This is a genomic window from Dyadobacter ginsengisoli DSM 21015, from assembly GCF_059568735.1.
Map to the genome: position 1 here is coordinate 191,914 of NZ_JCANTY010000003.1, position 16,646 is coordinate 208,559.

14 protein-coding genes and 1 riboswitch are annotated in these 16,646 nt (G+C 50.3%); of the genes, 5 read left to right on the forward strand and 9 right to left on the reverse strand.

Annotated features, from left to right (window positions below; all coding sequences use genetic code 11):
- Window positions 1-55: 55 nt before the first annotated feature.
- The 6 genes from BP71_RS11580 to thiM all read right to left on the reverse strand — a co-directional run bounded on the left by BP71_RS11580 (window position 56) and on the right by thiM (window position 6,010).
- The gene (locus BP71_RS11580; protein ID WP_496379284.1) at window positions 56-556 is read right to left on the reverse strand and encodes a pyridoxamine 5'-phosphate oxidase family protein; all 501 of its coding nucleotides are present in this window, start codon (window positions 554-556) and stop codon (window positions 56-58) included.
- Window positions 557-640: 84 nt separating this feature from the next.
- Window positions 641-2,959, reverse strand: a complete 2,319-nt coding sequence (locus BP71_RS11585; RefSeq protein ID WP_496379286.1) for a TonB-dependent receptor — start codon at window positions 2,957-2,959, stop codon at window positions 641-643.
- Between the two features lie 106 nt (window positions 2,960-3,065).
- Window positions 3,066-3,716: a thiaminase II gene (tenA, locus tag BP71_RS11590; RefSeq protein WP_496379288.1), complete on the reverse strand. Its 651-nt coding sequence runs from the start codon at window positions 3,714-3,716 to the stop codon at window positions 3,066-3,068.
- Window positions 3,713-4,534 carry a bifunctional hydroxymethylpyrimidine kinase/phosphomethylpyrimidine kinase gene (gene thiD / locus BP71_RS11595; RefSeq protein ID WP_496379290.1) on the reverse strand — a complete coding sequence of 274 codons (822 nt, stop codon included), beginning with the start codon at window positions 4,532-4,534 and terminating at the stop codon, window positions 3,713-3,715. The genes tenA and thiD overlap by 4 nt, the downstream gene beginning before the upstream one ends.
- Before the next feature lie 10 nt (window positions 4,535-4,544).
- Window positions 4,545-5,198 (reverse strand): thiamine phosphate synthase, encoded by a 654-nt coding sequence (thiE, locus tag BP71_RS11600; protein ID WP_496379292.1) that lies wholly within the window; start codon window positions 5,196-5,198, stop codon window positions 4,545-4,547.
- Between the two features lie 14 nt (window positions 5,199-5,212).
- Window positions 5,213-6,010 carry a hydroxyethylthiazole kinase gene (gene thiM / locus BP71_RS11605; protein WP_496379294.1) on the reverse strand — a complete coding sequence of 266 codons (798 nt, stop codon included), beginning with the start codon at window positions 6,008-6,010 and terminating at the stop codon, window positions 5,213-5,215.
- Between the two features lie 88 nt (window positions 6,011-6,098).
- Window positions 6,099-6,191: riboswitch (TPP riboswitch) on the reverse strand.
- An 81-nt stretch (window positions 6,192-6,272) separates the two neighbouring features.
- Between thiM and hxpB the strand changes: the two genes are divergently transcribed.
- The 3 genes from hxpB to BP71_RS11620 all read left to right on the forward strand — a co-directional run bounded on the left by hxpB (window position 6,273) and on the right by BP71_RS11620 (window position 8,854).
- The gene (gene hxpB / locus BP71_RS11610) at window positions 6,273-6,947 is read left to right on the forward strand and encodes a hexitol phosphatase HxpB (protein WP_496379296.1); all 675 of its coding nucleotides are present in this window, start codon (window positions 6,273-6,275) and stop codon (window positions 6,945-6,947) included.
- A 52-nt stretch (window positions 6,948-6,999) separates the two neighbouring features.
- The gene (locus tag BP71_RS11615; RefSeq protein WP_496379298.1) at window positions 7,000-8,313 is read left to right on the forward strand and encodes a sensor histidine kinase; all 1,314 of its coding nucleotides are present in this window, start codon (window positions 7,000-7,002) and stop codon (window positions 8,311-8,313) included.
- A 112-nt stretch (window positions 8,314-8,425) separates the two neighbouring features.
- Window positions 8,426-8,854 carry a hypothetical protein gene (locus BP71_RS11620; protein ID WP_496379300.1) on the forward strand — a complete coding sequence of 143 codons (429 nt, stop codon included), beginning with the start codon at window positions 8,426-8,428 and terminating at the stop codon, window positions 8,852-8,854.
- 24 nt (window positions 8,855-8,878) lie between these two features.
- Here the strand turns inward: BP71_RS11620 and BP71_RS11625 are convergent, their stop codons facing one another.
- Entirely contained in the window at window positions 8,879-10,570 is a 1,692-nt protein-coding gene (locus tag BP71_RS11625) for an amino acid permease (RefSeq protein ID WP_496379302.1), read from the reverse strand.
- A 201-nt stretch (window positions 10,571-10,771) separates the two neighbouring features.
- On the opposite strand from BP71_RS11625, the gene BP71_RS11630 reads away from it, so the two are divergent.
- Window positions 10,772-11,557 carry a phosphatidylinositol-specific phospholipase C/glycerophosphodiester phosphodiesterase family protein gene (locus BP71_RS11630; protein WP_496379304.1) on the forward strand — a complete coding sequence of 262 codons (786 nt, stop codon included), beginning with the start codon at window positions 10,772-10,774 and terminating at the stop codon, window positions 11,555-11,557.
- Window positions 11,558-11,665: 108 nt separating this feature from the next.
- The gene (gene eat, locus BP71_RS11635) at window positions 11,666-12,967 is read left to right on the forward strand and encodes an ethanolamine permease (protein WP_496379306.1); all 1,302 of its coding nucleotides are present in this window, start codon (window positions 11,666-11,668) and stop codon (window positions 12,965-12,967) included.
- A gap of 9 nt (window positions 12,968-12,976) precedes the next feature.
- Here the strand turns inward: eat and BP71_RS11640 are convergent, their stop codons facing one another.
- Entirely contained in the window at window positions 12,977-15,235 is a 2,259-nt protein-coding gene (locus BP71_RS11640) for a TonB-dependent receptor (RefSeq protein ID WP_496379308.1), read from the reverse strand.
- A 43-nt stretch (window positions 15,236-15,278) separates the two neighbouring features.
- The gene (locus BP71_RS11645; RefSeq protein WP_496379309.1) at window positions 15,279-16,571 is read right to left on the reverse strand and encodes a tetratricopeptide repeat protein; all 1,293 of its coding nucleotides are present in this window, start codon (window positions 16,569-16,571) and stop codon (window positions 15,279-15,281) included.
- Window positions 16,572-16,646: the final 75 nt, after the last annotated feature.

A 16,646-nucleotide genomic window follows, 5' to 3' on the forward strand; every position in this document is an offset into this window, starting at 1 on the left:
AGCAGAGAGGCGAGCGGAAAACCGTTCGCCTCTTTTGCATTCAATCTATATACATCTACACCAGATTCAACTTCCCGTGGTCACCTCCATCCGGTGTGGTACCGGTGAGTACCGCTTTGAGCATCGAAAAGAATACCACCATTTTGGAAGAAGTACTATCCCAGTAGGCGGCTTCCTGCGTGGTAACACGAAGCACCGCCAGATTCGGGTCGTCCTTACCACCCGGAAACCAGGCTTTGGACATTGCACTCCACAATTCCTCTTTTCTGTGCTCACTCTCTACAATGGACGCCGTACCGGAAACGCTCAAGTAACTGTTATTTTTCGGGTCCGAATAAATCAACGTTACCGGACTGCCCTGGCGTACATCTTTGACGAGTTCGGTGTGGCGACTGGTAAAAAACCATACGTTTCCTTCGCCGTCGATATCAAGCGTGGTCATCGGCCGCGATTCGATCCGACCGCTATCGTACGTCGTGTACATGCAGAATCTGATGTCCTCGGCCAGCGATTTAAGCTTTTGAATGGCTCCATTATCTTCAAAATCCTTTTCCATAACGATTGTCTTTAGATCTGTTGAAATTATTTTGATTCAAAGAGCTTTAAAACAACTGTTCCAAAGGTCAAGCCTTTCAAGAGCTTAAAATTCAAGACGATAGTTCAAAATAGGCAGTAAACCGGTCTGGGTAATGAGTTTCACGCGGTCATTCTTCTTGTCATAGTAGCGGTCCAGTGCATTCAGGCGATTGGTTACATTCTGGATATCCATTGAAATCGTCGACGAAGTACGCTTTCTGTTTCGCGTAAAGCTCACACGCAGGTCGGTCCGGAAATAGTGTGGAAGCTGCTCCGAATAGCTGCGCGACCAATCACGTTCTGTTCTTCCCTTCTCCCGTGATTTTTCCAGGTCGATAGGTGTGGTACGATTTCCCCCGGCAGCAAGGAGTTTGATATTTGCAGCAAAAACGCTCGTTTTACTCTTTCCGACCCGCCATTCCTTGCCGGCAAGCAGATTTTGCACGTATTTCCCATTAAACCGGCTGTCGCGTTCGATACCATCCCGGCCCGTGTATTTCGATTGGTACAACGAGGTGGTGCTCATCAGATAAATGCCCGCCGTCAGTGACTTCTCGACTGTCAGTTCAAGCCCATAGCTGCGCCCTTTGCCGTCGCTCGTCAGTGAATCGCTCACAAAACCACTGATTTCATTCAACTGCGAGTTGTGCAGCAAGTAGGGCGTGGTCGTGTTCGGCGGACCGATCGGAATGTTATAGTGGTGCTGGTAATACGTTTCTGCCTGTACCCGCCAGCTCGCAGACGGCCGGAACTCATACCCTGCCACCAGATGGGCAGACTTGGTTAGTTTCAGATTTTTATTCAACAAATCGGTTTTATCATCCGAGACTTTCACTTGCGCGAAGTACGTCGAGATAGACTCGGTTTTACTATGCAGGCCGGCCCCCAGACTTACTGTGGAGCGCGGCGCTACCGCCCACTTCAAACCCACCCTGGGCTCAATCGAATAATGGTTATTGAGCCCCAGCAGCATCCCATGCATGCCCGCATTCAGTGTAACGGTTGGAGTTAAACGCGACTTCCATTGCGCATAAGCCTGAAACAGTTGCGTGTTGCCTTTCCGGTCCACATTGATTTCGAACGGACCGTCTTCGTTGTCCTTGTCATACAAGTCAAAATCCAGGTGATTGATGATCACTCCCAGGCGAACCGTGTTTCGTGCGTTGATCTTATAATTATATAGAGAGGAGAGCCGTAATGCCTGATTTACAAACTTTTGCTGATAGGTTGCATCGATATTTTTGTCGTAAAAATCACCGGTCTGGCTGGTCGCAGCATAAGACACGATGTTCTCCATATAAGACCGGTTGTTGATGTAACGCAGGTAGTTGACGCCCACCATACCCCGGTTGGATTTAAACTGCTCCTTAAAGTCTTCATCATCAACCTTCGACGTGCTGAGCCCGCCCATTCCCCACACGCTCACCACCACTTTGTCGTCGTAAGGGATATGTATTTTGAAAGCCCCATCCTGAAAATCGATCGAAGCATCGCCATTAAGGTTAACCCCGATTTTATTAAGAACAGAAAGGGTGGAATAGCGATAATTAGCCAGATAAGAAGCACCGCCCTTTGTACCAATGGGGCCTTCGGCTGCAAAATCGAGTCCAAGAATACCGGCCTGCATCGCATATTCTCGTTTTTCATTGTTCCCTTTTCTAAGTTTGAGATCGAAAACCCCGGATGTGGCATTGCCATATTCAGCCGGGAAAGCACCCGTGAGAAAGTCGGAATTGCCCAGGACGTTCGCACTCAACGCGCTTACTCCCCCTCCGCTGGCACCCTCCTGTGCGAAGTGGTTCGGATTAGGGATTTCCACGCCTTCCATCCTCCAGAGCATTCCTTTCGGGCTGTTACCCCTGATCACGAGTTGGTTATTCCCGTCATCGGTCGTAGCCACACCGGCGAAGGACATGGCCATCCGGGCCGGATCATTCACCGATGCGGCAAAACGCTTCGTCTGATCGACGGTAAAAGACCGCCCGCTGACGCTCACCATATCGTTCAATGGTGCTCCGTTTTCTTTCTGAGCTTTCACAACAACCTCATTCAAAGCACGGAAGGATTCTGTGAGTTTGATATTGAGCTCCACTTCCTTTCCGGAACCCACGTTGATTTCCTGTACAAAAGCGTCGTCATAACCCACGCTCGTAATCTTAAAAGAATGGCGGCCCACAGATACTTTTTCAATGCGAAAATTCCCCTCGGTATCCGTTACGCCACCCATGATGGGATTAACAGAGTTCACGATTACATTGGCTCCGATCACCGGCTGTTGCGATTCGGTATCGATGACGCGACCTTTAACGGTCTGCGTCGGCTGCTGGGCAAAAGCCAGGGCACTGATGGCCCCGGCGATCAAGGTCATGATCAAATTTTTCATAGCTGGTCGTTTGCATTTCTGACAACCCAGCTAAACGGTACCCTAAAAAATTTGCAATTATTTTTAAGCGGTCGGCTGATCGGCGGTCAGCCCATACCAGTCCCTTCTATACTTCCCAGGCTTCCAGGCGGTAGGCGCTGTCCCAGAACACGTATTCGAGCCTTGAAGCATTCATGTAAGCCTCAGTCATCTTTTTCCTTGTGGAGTCGGAAGCCGCTTCTGCAATCCGGTCACAGATGTTCAGTGCTTTTTGAACCGAATGCGCGAAATCCTCTCCGGCATAGGCGTCGATCCAGTTCTGATAAGGGTTCGGGGTGGATTGGTTGGCATATATGTGGTCCCCGATCCGTTTGTAGATCCAAAAGCAGGGCAGCAATGCGGCGACCGCCACCTCGTAGGACTCAAATGCGCTCACGGCCATCAGGTAGTTGGTATAGGCGAAACATCCCGGCGCTTTCCCGCCATCGTATTCAATCACATATTCCTTGAAATAACTCAAATGCAACGCACGCTCAACAAGAATCGCGTTCTGCGCAAATTGCAAAAAATCCAGTAACTCATGACTATTCCCTGCCTTCGTTCCTGCGACTGCCAGTGCTTTCGAGAAATCAGCCAGGTAAAGCGAATCCTGATAGATGTAAAACTTGAACTTTTCCAGTGGTAAAGTACCCTGTTTCAGTTCCTGATTGAATGGATGCTGTTGTATTTTCTCGAAAACCGGTAACGCTTCTGCCCAGAGTATATCGGTGAATTTCATGAGATAATTTGCATGGGAAGTGGTGAAAATGAATGATTGAGGGGGCCTGGTCCATGTCCGGTGCTGATATCCTTGCCTGACTCGATGGCATCGGCTATGTACTCTTTGGCGAAAATTATCGCCTCAATCAGCGAATTGCCCTTGGCTACCCAGGTAGCGATCGCTGATGAAAGCGTGCAGCCGGTACCATGAACATTCGGACTATCGATATAATCCGATTCGAGCGTCAGGATTTCCTGTCCTTTCTGGGCAAATACATCGAATAGCGATGGCCCCTTCAGGTGCCCTCCTTTCAGCAATACAGCATTGCACCCCCGGCTCACCATTTCCGTGGCGGCCGCTTTCATGGAGTCCAGCGAGTCGATGGTTTCAGAAACAAGTATTTGCCCTTCGTCCAGATTGGGCGTGATCAAATTGACCCGCGGAAACAGTTCCTGCCACAATACCGCCACCGTTTCATCCTGGATCAGTTTCGAACCGCTTGTGGAAACCATCACCGGGTCGAAAATCACAAAACCGGGCCTGAAACGATCGAGTATGCCGGCAACAACCAGGGCAGCCTCGACGGTATTGATCATCCCAATCTTGACAGCATCCACTTTAATATCTTCGAACACCGCTTCCAGCTGCTCCCGTAAAAAGGCTGGCGGTACGGGATGTATCGCCCTGACCCCCTGTGTATTTTGTGCCGTCAATGCTGTAATGGCGGAAGCACCGTAAGCGCCGAGGGCAGTGATGGTTTTCAGGTCGGCCTGTATGCCGGCACCGCCTCCGCTGTCGGATCCTGCAATGGTCAATATGGTAGGATAACGGTTCATGCTGTGAGTATTAATTTTTTACAAATGACTGAGGAGTGGTTAAGATCGTTTTCAAATCGTGTGCGGCAGCACTGGGTGAAGGCGCGCTGCAGATAGCTGACACAATGGCGACTCCTGCCGCTCCGTTTCGTATTGCCTCCCGTGCATTGCCTGCATGCACCCCCCCTATACCTACCAGTGAATGTCTGCTATGCTTCCGTACCCATTGCAGCCCCTCCATACCCCATGGCGTTTCGGTGTCCGCTTTGGTAGGTGTCGCAAACAAAGGGCTCACGGCAAGATAGGAAAGATTCCAATGTTCAGCTTCAAGGACATCCTCTTGCCGTTCTGCCGATAGGCCTATTATTTTTTCAGGGGCAAGCAAATCACGGACCATCCGGAAAGGCATGTCACTCTGCCCTACGTGAACGCCGTCCGCATCGACGGCCAGAGCAACATCCACCCGGTCGTTGATGATCAGGGGTACATGATAAGGTTCGAGTAAAGCTTTAATCCGCTTGGCGCGATCAATAAATGCACGGGTGGAAAGCACTTTTTCACGTAGCTGCACCAAGGTAACACCACCTTTGACAGCCTCCTCCACTACCCAGTAAAAATCCCGGCCCAGGCAGGCCGCTTCGTCGGTAACGAGGTAAAGCAGAAGATTTTCGCGGATTGTTGTCATAGCAGGCACGAGGATTATTGAATTTTCACTTTGGTGAGTTCAGCCAGATGCGCAGGCGATATTTCGGCCAGCGTATCGAGGAATGCAATCTGGAACGACCCGGGGAGTTTCGCGTTCCGATATGCCAGCTCACCGCAAACCCCCATCGCAGCAGCGCCCGATACGGCGGCATCGAACGGATCGTCACAAATCGCGGCAAACGCCCCGGCAATTGCAGAGGCGGTGCACCCCATGCCCGTCACCCTGGTCATCAGCGGGACGCCGTTGGACACCCAGGCCGTGCGCTCCCCGTATACAATGACATCAACCGCGCCGCTGACGCTCACCACCGAACCATACTGGCGGCTCAATGCACGGGCGGCGTCGAGACTATCGGAAGAATCGGCCGTGCTGTCCACACCTCTGGTTTGCACGTTGGCGCCTGCCAGGGCAAGAATCTCCGAAGCATTGCCACGGATGATCGTCGGCGAAGCCGTCGCAAGCAGTTCGGTCAATACGCGGTTGCGGTAGGGTGTAGCGCCGGCCCCTACCGGGTCCAGGATGATGGGTTTGCCTGAGGCGGCAGCCTTTTTCATGGCCAGTTTCATCCCTTCCACCCATTGCGGCGACAACGTCCCGATGTTCACCACCAGTGCCCCTGCAATGCCCACCATATCCTCCACCTCCTCGGCCGCATGCGCCATCACAGGCGAGGCGCCTATCGCCAGCAACGCATTCGCGGTGAAGTTCATGACTACAAAATTGGTAATATTATGAACCAGCGGTGCCGATGCGCGCAGGTTTTGAAGATTGGTTTCGAGTAGGATACCCATTATTCTAATGTTTTATTGGTCAATGATCGGAATGGACGATAGGCGGGGAACTGCACCTGCAGTATGCAGGTTTTAATTAAAAAGGAGCCCGGGGGCCAGCGCTTTTTCCTACGACAGCATCAACTGTTTCAGGTTCAAAGGGTATGCTCTCAGTCCTTTTTGGACACCCCCAAAGCCATTCTTACCTGCGAATGTAGTAGTTTTGGGTGGTTATCAAAAATCGTTTCACCCAAACCGGCGGAGACACAACACTCACCTAATAATGATCAAAGCAGCCATTTTCGACATGGACGGGTTACTGATCGATTCGGAACCTATGTGGACCGAAGCAGCCCGCTCCACCATGCAAAAAGTAAATTTTGAGATTACCGAAGCGCTTCGTATCCAAAGCACTGGCCTATCTATCAAACTATTCCTCGACCTCTGCCATAAGATCCAGCCGTGGAATACCCCTTCATTCGAAGAGCTTGAAAATGAAATACTTGAAAAAGCACACCATGATATCCTTGCCCACGCAATAGCCATGCCCGGCGCCATCGCATTGGTAAAAACATTGAGAAAACAGGGACTCAAACTGGCTGTCGCCTCGGCATCCCACATGGACCTCATCGAAGGCGTGTTAAAAAGACTGGAAATTATTGACTATTTTGACACCTGGCATTCGGGCGAGCTCGAAGAACACACCAAACCCCATCCGGCGGTTTATCTTACTACGGCTAAAAAGCTTGGCCTGTCGCCCAAAGAGTGTATTGCATTTGAAGACTCCCACGCGGGTTTGCGCGCGGCACATGCAGCCGGTATGATCACGATCTCGGTACCTGCGGCGGAAGTTTTTGAAGACAGAAAGTTTGACCTGGCACACTATAAAATACCTTCGCTTGAAAAATTCATCCTGCGTGAAATGTCGGGTGTGCCTCAGAGCGTGATTGAAAACTAACCTACACCCTTTTCGTTGACCCTGCATGATCGGACTCCGGCATTTTAGTATTATGATTATGATCAGGATATTCGTAATTGTCCTGAGCGTCATTGCCCTCGCGTGGCTCGCATCCAAGCATACCAACGAAACACTGGTGTACATTCTCGGCACTATTTTCATTTTCATCCAGGCGTCGCTGCTGTACCAGTACGTCACGAATGTCAACCGTAAACTGACCTATTTCCTCGAATCCGTCCGCTACTCCGATTTCACGATCAACTTCCGGTCAGACAACAAGATGGGCCGGACGTTCAAGGAACTGAATCAGCAGTTTAATGAGGTATTGCTGGCATTCCGGCAGGCACGGGCGGAGAAAGAGGCCAACCTGCAATATCTGAATACCATCGTACAGCACATCGGTACCGGACTGATCACTTTCGACGCCAACGGGCAGGTTAACCTCATCAACAATGCGGCATTACGGATGCTCGGCATTTACCGGTTGCATCAGTTGATCGAGCTCAAAGACAAACATCCGCGCCTGTACGAGCTCATTTCCGACCTCGACACCGGTGTCCGCGACCTATACCGCACTCCCTCCGACCAGCCCCTTGCGTTGCAGGCGGCTGCGATACAGTTGCGCGGAATGTGGGTCAAGATTGTAGTCTTACAAAATATCCAAACAGAATTACAACAGCAGGAAATTGAATCCTGGCAAAACCTCACACGCGTATTGCGGCATGAGATCATGAACTCCATGACGCCTATTGTGTCGCTGGTAGGCACCATGCGCCTGATTGTGAATGAAGATATTGAACGATCCACGACCGACCAGGAGGCCGTCAACGACCTGAAGGAAGCTCTATCCACCCTCGAAAAGCGCAGCAAAGGCATGATGCAGTTCGTGAATGCCTACCGCGACTTCACCACTCTACCCAAGCCGGTTTTCGCAACACTCAGTGTGGCCGAAACGTTGCAGGAGGTGTTGCAGCTTCTGCAAACGGATCTTACCCAATCCGGTGTACTGTGGAAATTGACTGTAAAACCGGAAACGCTGACAATCAAAGCCGATGCCAGCCAGATTCAGCAGGTGCTGATTAACCTCATCAAGAATGCGTCTGAGGCATTCTCCACCCAAACCGACCGACTCATTACGCTCTCCGCGTACCATGTCGACGGTACAACCCTGATCGAAGTCGCGGATAACGGGGATGGGATCGAACCGGAAGCCCTTGAAAATATTTTCATCCCATTCTACACCACGAAAAAGACCGGCTCCGGGATCGGATTGAGCCTTTCCCGGCAGATATTGCAGCAACACAATGGCCAGTTAGACGTGGAATCCCAGGTAGGGAAAGGGACCGTTTTTACACTGATTTTCTAGGCATTCAATCACCCCTCTCTGATGAGACGTATGTATTGAAACACATCGTTTCAAGGTGTTACAACGATTTGCAGGAAACCTTTGTCTTGCCTGAAACCTAAATTGAAACCCTATGAAAAAGTACCTGTTTGTGCTGACGGCCATGATGGCATGGGCCTGCAAAAGTACAGGTGTCGACAAGAAAGAGGAAGGTCTCAGGTATAAAGAATCCGTTACACTGAATGACGTGCCCAAAGCGACGCTGACATTCTTCGAGATCGAGGACAGCCGGTGTCCGGAGGGAGTGGTTTGTGTCTGGGGAGGAAGGGCGATGGTCGATCTGCTATTTTCAGGTGTCTCCACAGAGGGTGGCATCAAGGAACACGCTAAAATGTGTCTCGGTGACTGTGGGAACGGCACAGACGGCTCCGATACCCTGGTGAAGAAATTTGCCGGAGAAAACTACCGGATCATTCTCTCAGCGGTAAATCCCTATCCGCACATCGATTCGGCGAGAACGAAAGAAAACTATTCGATACTTCTGAAAATCGAGAAACAGTAAGCCCCGGGAAGTTGATCAACTTCCCTATTTTTTTGCCAGCTTACTCTGTTTGTAGCCGTAGCTGAAATAGATTACCAACCCGATCGCCAGCCATATCACGAAAATCAACCAGTTGGAAGCCCCCAGCTCGGTCATCAGGTACAGATTGGTGAGGATTCCGGCCACGGGAAGCGCAGAAAAATTATGCTGAAAACTCAATATTGAAAACGTGCACCAGGTGATCCAGAAAATAATGGTCAGAAGCTTATGCTCCATGATTTCGGTAAAGCTCAGGGTCCGCCATTCTCCGATCACCTCCTGCCCGTAAACAAACAACCCTGCCACCGCCACCACGAACAGCGCGCCTACTAGGTACTTTCCATTGATATAAGGGACCTTGAATTTCGAACGTGCGGAAATGCCCTTGTGATCCAGGTAAAGTACCCCTCCGCAAACGAGGATGAATGCAAAGAAGGTCCCGACGCTCGTCAGGTCCACGAAGAAATCCATTTTGAAAAACAAAGCCGGGATTCCGACTACAAAACCGGTCACGATTGTGGCGAAAGAAGGTGTCTGGTATTTGGGGTGGATTTTGGAAAAACGCTTCCACAGCAGCCCGTCACGGCTCATGGTCATCCAGATCCTCGGCTGGCCCAGCTGATACACGAGCAATGCGCTGGTAATGGCGATCACGGAACTGACCGAAATGACTCCCGCCATAAAGTCCAGGCCATTTTTCTGAAATACGAAAGCCAGCGGATCACTCACTTTAAGTTCGGTATAATTGACCATCCCGGTCAGCACCAACGTGATCAGCACGTAAAGAACGGTACAAATAATAAGACAATAAATCATTGCCCTGGGCATGTCCCGTTGCGGGTTACGGCATTCCTCCGCCGTTGTTGAAATAGAATCGAATCCAATAAATGCAAAAAACACGGAGGCAACCCCACTTAGCACGCCCTTCACACCATTAGGGGCAAAAGGGGACCAATTTTCGGGTTTCACGTAAAATGCGCCCGCCAGAATCACCAATAATACAACCCCGATCTTCAAGACAACCATAATGTTACTTGCCGTTCTGGATTCCCGTATCCCGATATAGACGAGCGCCGTGATCAATAATGTTACCAATCCGGCCGGAAGGTTGAGCAGTATATGAAAATCGCCGATTGTGGGAGCATTCTCATACGCCCCGGCTGCGAAACGCTCATATTCAGATAATGCAGACGCACCCGAAGTCTGCATTTTCAAGAATGCTTCGCGGGCCGACTGCCCGTTCATTGTAAGCCAGCCTGGCATGCTGATGCCAAAGCCGTTTAGCATACTCACAAAATACTGGGACCAAGAAATGGCTACCACCATATTGGAAACAGCGTATTCGAGAATCAAAGCCCAGCCAATGATCCAGGCAAACAGTTCTCCGAAGGCCACGTATGCATACGTGTATGCACTGCCGGACACTGGCACAGTACTCGCAAATTGCGCATAAGACAATGCCGTAAAAACGCAGGCAACGGCAGTAAAGACAAATAACAGGGAAACAGCCGGCCCGCCGTTATAGCTCGCGATACCAATAGTGCTGAAAATGCCCGCCCCAATGATCGCGGCTATTCCTAATGACACAAGATCCCGAACGCCAAGAATTTTGGCAAGCCCTCCCTCGCTTCCCGAATGGGCATCTTTCAGAATTTGATCAACCGTTTTTTTACGGAATAAGGGAGAGCTTTGTTTCATGCAGGTGCCGATTTGCCTAGTTTCTGTTTGTAATAAGTTGGGCTAAAAATAAACGATATTCTAAGATTGTCCCCTCCCTGTTTGAAAATTTGTTTCTTTAATCCCAAAAAATCAATATAAAATTCTTCCGATCCGAAATCAAACAGGTAAAGATTGCGTTATCGATTTAATTCCCCCGTCTCATCTATTCTCAATGTGTCCATGAAATTATTCGTTACGCTCTTCATCAGCATATTGGCGCCAATCCAACTCATTACGGCCCAAAGCATTAAAGCCTACACCACGGCGCAGGCGCATTCGCATAACGACTACGAAAGAAAGCGTGCATTCGCCGATGCCTACGAACAGCAATTCGGTTCGGTTGAAGCCGATATCTTTCTGGTCAACGATACGCTTTTTGTGGCACATAACCTGAAAGACATTCGCTCAGATCGCACATTTGCCAGTCTCTACCTGAAACCGATCCTGGAACAGACTGAAAAAAACAGCGGCCATATCTACGCACAGGAAGACGTTGTGCTGCAACTATTGATCGACCTCAAAACCGCCGGTCATGAAACACTCGCCGCATTGATTAAAGAGCTGGAACCGCATCAGAAAATACTGGCGCCGGCTGGCACGGTCAGGATCGTCGTCAGCGGAAATGTACCCGATGCGACGGCTTTTGAGCAATATCCTAAATTCATCTATTTTGATGGCCGTCCTGAAAACACCTATACTGCCGCTCAGATGGCGCACATAGGCCTCATCAGCCAGGCTTTTCAAAAGTACTCGAAATGGAATGGCGAAGGACCGCTACCCGAAAAGGATAAAAAGGCGATTCAGAAAATGATCGGCCAGGTGCATGACCTCGGCAAAAAAGTGAGGATCTGGGCTACACCGGACAATATCAATACCTGGAAAACCATGATGGCTTTGGGCGTCGACTACCTCAACACCGACAAGGTCCGGGAGCTCGGCGACTATCTTCGTACTGCCCCCAGATAATTTCTCCGAAGAAACTACGGCTGGTTCTATTTTTTCAATGGTATTAAATGGCTTTGGAAGAGTTATAGACTATATTGTACTGATTTCAATAGGTCCAAACCGTCTTTCATGTCTGCTGAACAAACTGCTGCTCTCAAAAAAGTACTTAAACCAATCCATCTCTGGGCCATTGCCGTGGGGCTCGTCATTTCCGGTGAATATTTCGGCTGGAACTACGGCTGGGGTGTTTCGGGCACCATCGGGTTTCTGATAGCAACATTGGTGGTGACCATTATGTATGTGACATTCATCTTCAGTTTCACCGAACTGACCACCTCTATCCCGCAGGCAGGCGGGCCGTTTTCCTATGCTTATCGTGCATTCGGTTGGTGGGGAGGGCTCATTGCAGGCTATGCCACGCTAATCGAATTCCTGGTGACGCCGCCCGCTATTGCATTCGCCCTGGGCAGTTACAGCCACTTTCTTTACCCTTCACTTGAAGTACTCCATGTGGCGTTTGCTTGTTATGCGATCTTCATAGTGATCAATCTCCTCGGGATCAAGGAATCGGCTATGTTTTCGCTGGTTGTAACCGTGCTGGCGGTGGTGGAGCTACTGATTTATATCGGCATTGTGGCGCCGCATTTCTCGTATGAAACGTTTATCGCCGAACCGATGCCATTCGGCTGGGGCGGTGTTTTTGCTGCGTTGCCGTTTGCCATCTGGTTTTACCTGGCGATAGAAGGCGTAGCAATGGTGGCGGAAGAGGTCGAAGATCCCAAAAGAACGATTTCACGCGGATATATATACGGCATCCTTACATTGGTGGTTTTGGCGCTGGCGGTCATGATATTCACCGGCGGCATCGCGCCCTGGCAGCAATTGGCCAATATCGACTACCCTCTTCCGGCTGCTTTAGGCATCGTCCTGGGCCGCGACAGCGGACTTACCCAGCTATTTGCCAGCCTGGGCCTTTTCGGACTCATCGCCTCCTTCCATGGTACGGTGATCGGCTATTCCCGTCAAATTTTCGCTCTGGCAAGGGAGGGATACCTGCCTTCTTTTTTGGGGAATGTCAATGCGCGTTTTCAGACGCCGCATTGGGCGCTAGTAGCCGGGGGGATCGCGGGGTGCGTCGCACTTCTGCTGGGTACCACCGATCAGGTCATTATCCTCGCGGCGTTGGGTGCAGTTGTGATGTACATCATCAGTATGGTCGCGCTGTTTGCGTTGCGTTCCAAGGAACCTGCGCTCGAGCGTCCGTTCACGGTACCTGCCTATCCTTACTTTCCCGCGATCGCGCTGGTACTCTCGGCGCTGTGCCTGGTTGCGATCGTTTACTATAATCAGATACTCAGTCTCTGGTTCTTCGGCGGTCTTGCAGTGATTGCGGCCCTCTTCGCTATTACCGGCCGTCATAAGAATTTGTGACAGGTCATTTCAAAAAAACAATGTCAGGGCCAGCCGGGCGTAAAAGGGAGTTCCCGGGGTAAAATGAATTTCCTCTGCCGGCTCTTTTTCGTTTTGCAACCGGCTTTCGGTAGCAAACTGGGTCTCCTTCCAGCGTTTATTAAAAAGGTTCTGGACCGAAAGCCCGACGTTGTAGCGGCTTTTGGAATAATTCAGCTGCAAATCGGTCACGAAATAGCCTTTGGCAACGATAGAATTGTCCTCATTGGCCGGACGGTTGGCCATATAACGGTAGCGCAGCGATCCATTCAATCCGTTCGGCATTTGCAATGACAACCCTCCGGTGGATGTAAAAACCGGTGCCAGCGGGAGACGGTCCGTCCCTTCTATTTCACCGATTGCGCGTGGTTTAGCGGTACTGAAGTCCGCATCAGCATAAAGCGTTCTGATTAGCTGATAGCGGATAGACAGGTCGAGCCCCTGGCGTCGCGATTTCCCGCTCGGCTCAATCACACCCGCATCTCCTACGTATACAAACTCCTGCTGCAGCCAAAGATACCAGGCGGCAACATTGATGAGCATTTTGGGAAAGGGCTTGAAAATAATTCCCAAATCGGAGCCATAGGCGCCCGGCAGGATCTGTTTGCCTCCCTGCGGTACCACCACCCGGGTATCGTTGGAATGAAACCCTTTGCCCGAATTCAGATAAAGCTGTACACGCGGGTTAAAAGTATAGTAAAGGTTGAGTTTGGGAGAAACTATCGCATCAGCAGCGTGCCGTTTCCTTACCGGTTGGAGCAGCAGGTCTTGATATTGGTCTCTGAAATAGTCCAGCCGAACCCCGGCATTGATCGAGAACCTGTCATCGATCTGTACTACCTCGTCGGCATACACAGCGGCATTCAGCTCATTGATATCCCCAAGCTGGTAAGGATCAAGCGTTTCCGTACGATTCTTAGTGTGGGAAAGCTCGGTCCTGTGCGTTACATCCTGACGGTATTGCACACCCAACGTCGTTACCCAATTGGTTTTCCCAAAAAACTTCTCCTTTGAAATACTCCCGTTGTAGCCAAAAAGGTTGCGTCGCTCCTTCTGACGAATCTGATCACCGTTCAGGGAGTCTTCCAGAAAAAAGGTAAAATTGGAATAGAGCTCGAAATTGTAGTTGCTATAAAAAACCTGATTCTTGATTACATAGTTGGCCGGGGTAACCGTCACAAACTGCACATTGAAATTGGTCCGGCTCGTCTCACCTCCCTCTGTCGGGTCGACGGATCCGTAAAAACCGATCAGGCCCGAATCGATAGCCCTGTCGGGAATCTGTCCGGAGTGGTTCCATTTACTCCAGAACGTCGAGGCGGTTAGGGTCAGATTGGTATTGGGTGCGATGTGACCATGGTATTTCCCTACCAGGTTCAGGCGGTTAAAATCCTGCGGGTTATCGAAATAGGAATTAGTAAAAGAGTATTCCGACGCGATGTAGGCGGACTGGTTCCGGTTTCTCCCCTTCTGCCCCAGCAAGTCGATACCTGCCACGGCACGATAGGTGTCAAACTGTCCCGCTTCTATCTTTACGAAAGACTTATCGAGCGCATCCCGGGTACGGAAATCAGCCCAGCCGGCAGTTGCAAAATTACCTTTATCAGTTGTGTAAGGTCCCTTTTTAAAATCAACGGCCTTTACCAGTTCCGGGATCACGAAATGCAGATCGGCGTAACCCTGCCCGTGCGCATGCGAGACCATATTGACAGGCATTCCGTCGACTGTCAGACGGATGTCCGTTCCATGGTCGAGATCGAAGCCACGCAAAAAAATCTGCTCGGCCTTGCCACCCCCCGCATGTTGCCCGATAAACAGGCCCGGCACCATCCTCAGGATTTCCTGAGAGTTGGTAATAGGCCTCAGCCGGATATCCAGACTATTAATCAGCTGCTGATCATGCGCACGCCTCGACGAAACCGTCACTTCACCCAGTTCCACATCCGCATTCACGAGCAGGGTCTTAAGAAATGACGTTTCGTCATCCTGGACAGTCACTTCCAGGACCTGTGATTTGAAACTGACATGCGAAAGTTCCACTTTGTATCGGGCTGCCACCAGATCCTTGAACCGGTATTGCCCCAACTCATTAGTCGTCGTCGTTTTACCCGACCCGGACAACTGCACGGTTACGTCTTTCAGCGGCAACTGTGTTGCCTGATCGTAAACCACACCTGTTATACCGCCCAAATGGGCGTAGGCGGTAAAGCTTGTAACAAAAAGGCAAAACATCAGTATAAATCTTTTCATAGCTGATAATGGCTAATATAAACCAGGGATTTATTTCGTGCTGTCAGAGTACAAATCTAGGATTTGTTTTCTTTGCCTGCACCAGTAACCGGTTACCCTGTACCTTATTTCCCATCGCCATTTCAATGGAGCCGGCTACCTGCAGTAATTGAGGATCCTTATTGTCTGTTCTTAAAGCCGCCTGAACATGCTGTTGTGCTTTTATATTGTTCCCATCCCGGAAGTAGGCGTGAGCCAATGCATGATTGACATCGATATTTCCAGGTCTTTTAGCATATTCCTTTAAACCGTAGACAATGGCAGAATCCAGTTGACCTGTCTTCGTGTATAGTTTACAAAGTTCCAGGTCAACCGTATGGCCTGAACGTGCATCTTCACCCAACATTTTGACTACTTCGCGGTACTTGCCAGCGGCCTTTTCCTTTTTCCCCTGCAATGCATATATATCTGCCATCTCTTCATGAAAGGAAAATTCGGGCATAATCTCCGCTGCCTTTTCCAGTTCCGCCAACGCCTGGTCATATTGTTTGTTCGCTTTATGGACCTGCGCGAGCCCACGTAACGCGAATGCATAGCTGGGACGCATTGCCAGGATTTCACGGTATTGGACTTCGGCCTGTTTCACCTGGCCCGTTGTTTCGTACAAGTGCCCCAGTGTGCTCTTTGCCCAGCATTGCGGTTCCGAACCTGGCAAACCTGCTTCCACTGCCAGTTTCATTGCCTCGATTGCGCCGGGATAATTACCATAGATTTCCCTCAGGTAAGAGACCCTGGAATAGGCTTCCAGCGAAGGCTTCAATGCCTGCATTTTGTCAGACATCGCCACCGCCTCGCTATAATTACCCAACTCGACATTAGCGTCGACCAGTACCCCATACACGTAAGCATTATCCGGGTTGATTTGCTGTGCCTGCTGCGCAAGCTGGCGGGCATCCCCAAACCGGTGCTGCGACATTTTCACCGATGCTTTGAATGTCGTCGCCTCAAAATTCTTTGGTTCGATAACCAGCACATCGTCGAGTATTTTCAGCACAGCCGGGTAATAATAGGGATGCTCGCCGGTTATGCGCGCCTCCGAGAGGTAAATTACGGCCAGTTGAAGACGCGGTTTTACATCGCCCGGTTTTTCACGGATTTTCGTAGTCAATTCTTCTACTTTTTCGCGGGTCTTTGGCCATTCGGTAGCCGAAGCGAGCGCTCCTTGTCTTTCAAACAAAGCGGGAATTTCGACGCTTATAGACGGCTTTTCAACGGAGGATCGGCTGCCCTTTTGCTCACCACAGGCAAAAAGCGTAATCAACAGTATAAAAAGGAAAATTGCAGGGGTAGTTTTCATGGAAATGTCCGGATAAAATTGCGGAAGGAATGAGAGAAACTGTTCAAATCCCGAGGGCTAAGCGGGTACTCCTAA

Excerpts from the sequence above, each read along its gene's own strand:
- BP71_RS11620 (WP_496379300.1), top strand. The coding sequence starts at position 8,426 with ATGAAAAAGTACCTGTTTGTGCTGACGGCCATGATGGCATGGGCCTGC.
- BP71_RS11630 (WP_496379304.1), top strand. The coding sequence starts at position 10,772 with ATGAAATTATTCGTTACGCTCTTCATCAGCATATTGGCGCCAATCCAA.
- thiE (WP_496379292.1), bottom strand. The coding sequence starts at position 5,198 with ATGACAACAATCCGCGAAAATCTTCTGCTTTACCTCGTTACCGACGAA.
- eat (WP_496379306.1), top strand. The coding sequence starts at position 11,666 with ATGTCTGCTGAACAAACTGCTGCTCTCAAAAAAGTACTTAAACCAATC.
- hxpB (WP_496379296.1), top strand. The coding sequence starts at position 6,273 with ATGATCAAAGCAGCCATTTTCGACATGGACGGGTTACTGATCGATTCG.
- BP71_RS11580 (WP_496379284.1), bottom strand. The coding sequence starts at position 556 with ATGGAAAAGGATTTTGAAGATAATGGAGCCATTCAAAAGCTTAAATCG.
- BP71_RS11585 (WP_496379286.1), bottom strand. The coding sequence starts at position 2,959 with ATGAAAAATTTGATCATGACCTTGATCGCCGGGGCCATCAGTGCCCTG.
- tenA (WP_496379288.1), bottom strand. The coding sequence starts at position 3,716 with ATGAAATTCACCGATATACTCTGGGCAGAAGCGTTACCGGTTTTCGAG.
- BP71_RS11625 (WP_496379302.1), bottom strand. The coding sequence starts at position 10,570 with ATGAAACAAAGCTCTCCCTTATTCCGTAAAAAAACGGTTGATCAAATT.
- thiD (WP_496379290.1), bottom strand. The coding sequence starts at position 4,534 with ATGAACCGTTATCCTACCATATTGACCATTGCAGGATCCGACAGCGGA.
- BP71_RS11640 (WP_496379308.1), bottom strand. The coding sequence starts at position 15,235 with ATGAAAAGATTTATACTGATGTTTTGCCTTTTTGTTACAAGCTTTACC.
- BP71_RS11615 (WP_496379298.1), top strand. The coding sequence starts at position 7,000 with ATGATTATGATCAGGATATTCGTAATTGTCCTGAGCGTCATTGCCCTC.
- thiM (WP_496379294.1), bottom strand. The coding sequence starts at position 6,010 with ATGGGTATCCTACTCGAAACCAATCTTCAAAACCTGCGCGCATCGGCA.
- BP71_RS11645 (WP_496379309.1), bottom strand. The coding sequence starts at position 16,571 with ATGAAAACTACCCCTGCAATTTTCCTTTTTATACTGTTGATTACGCTT.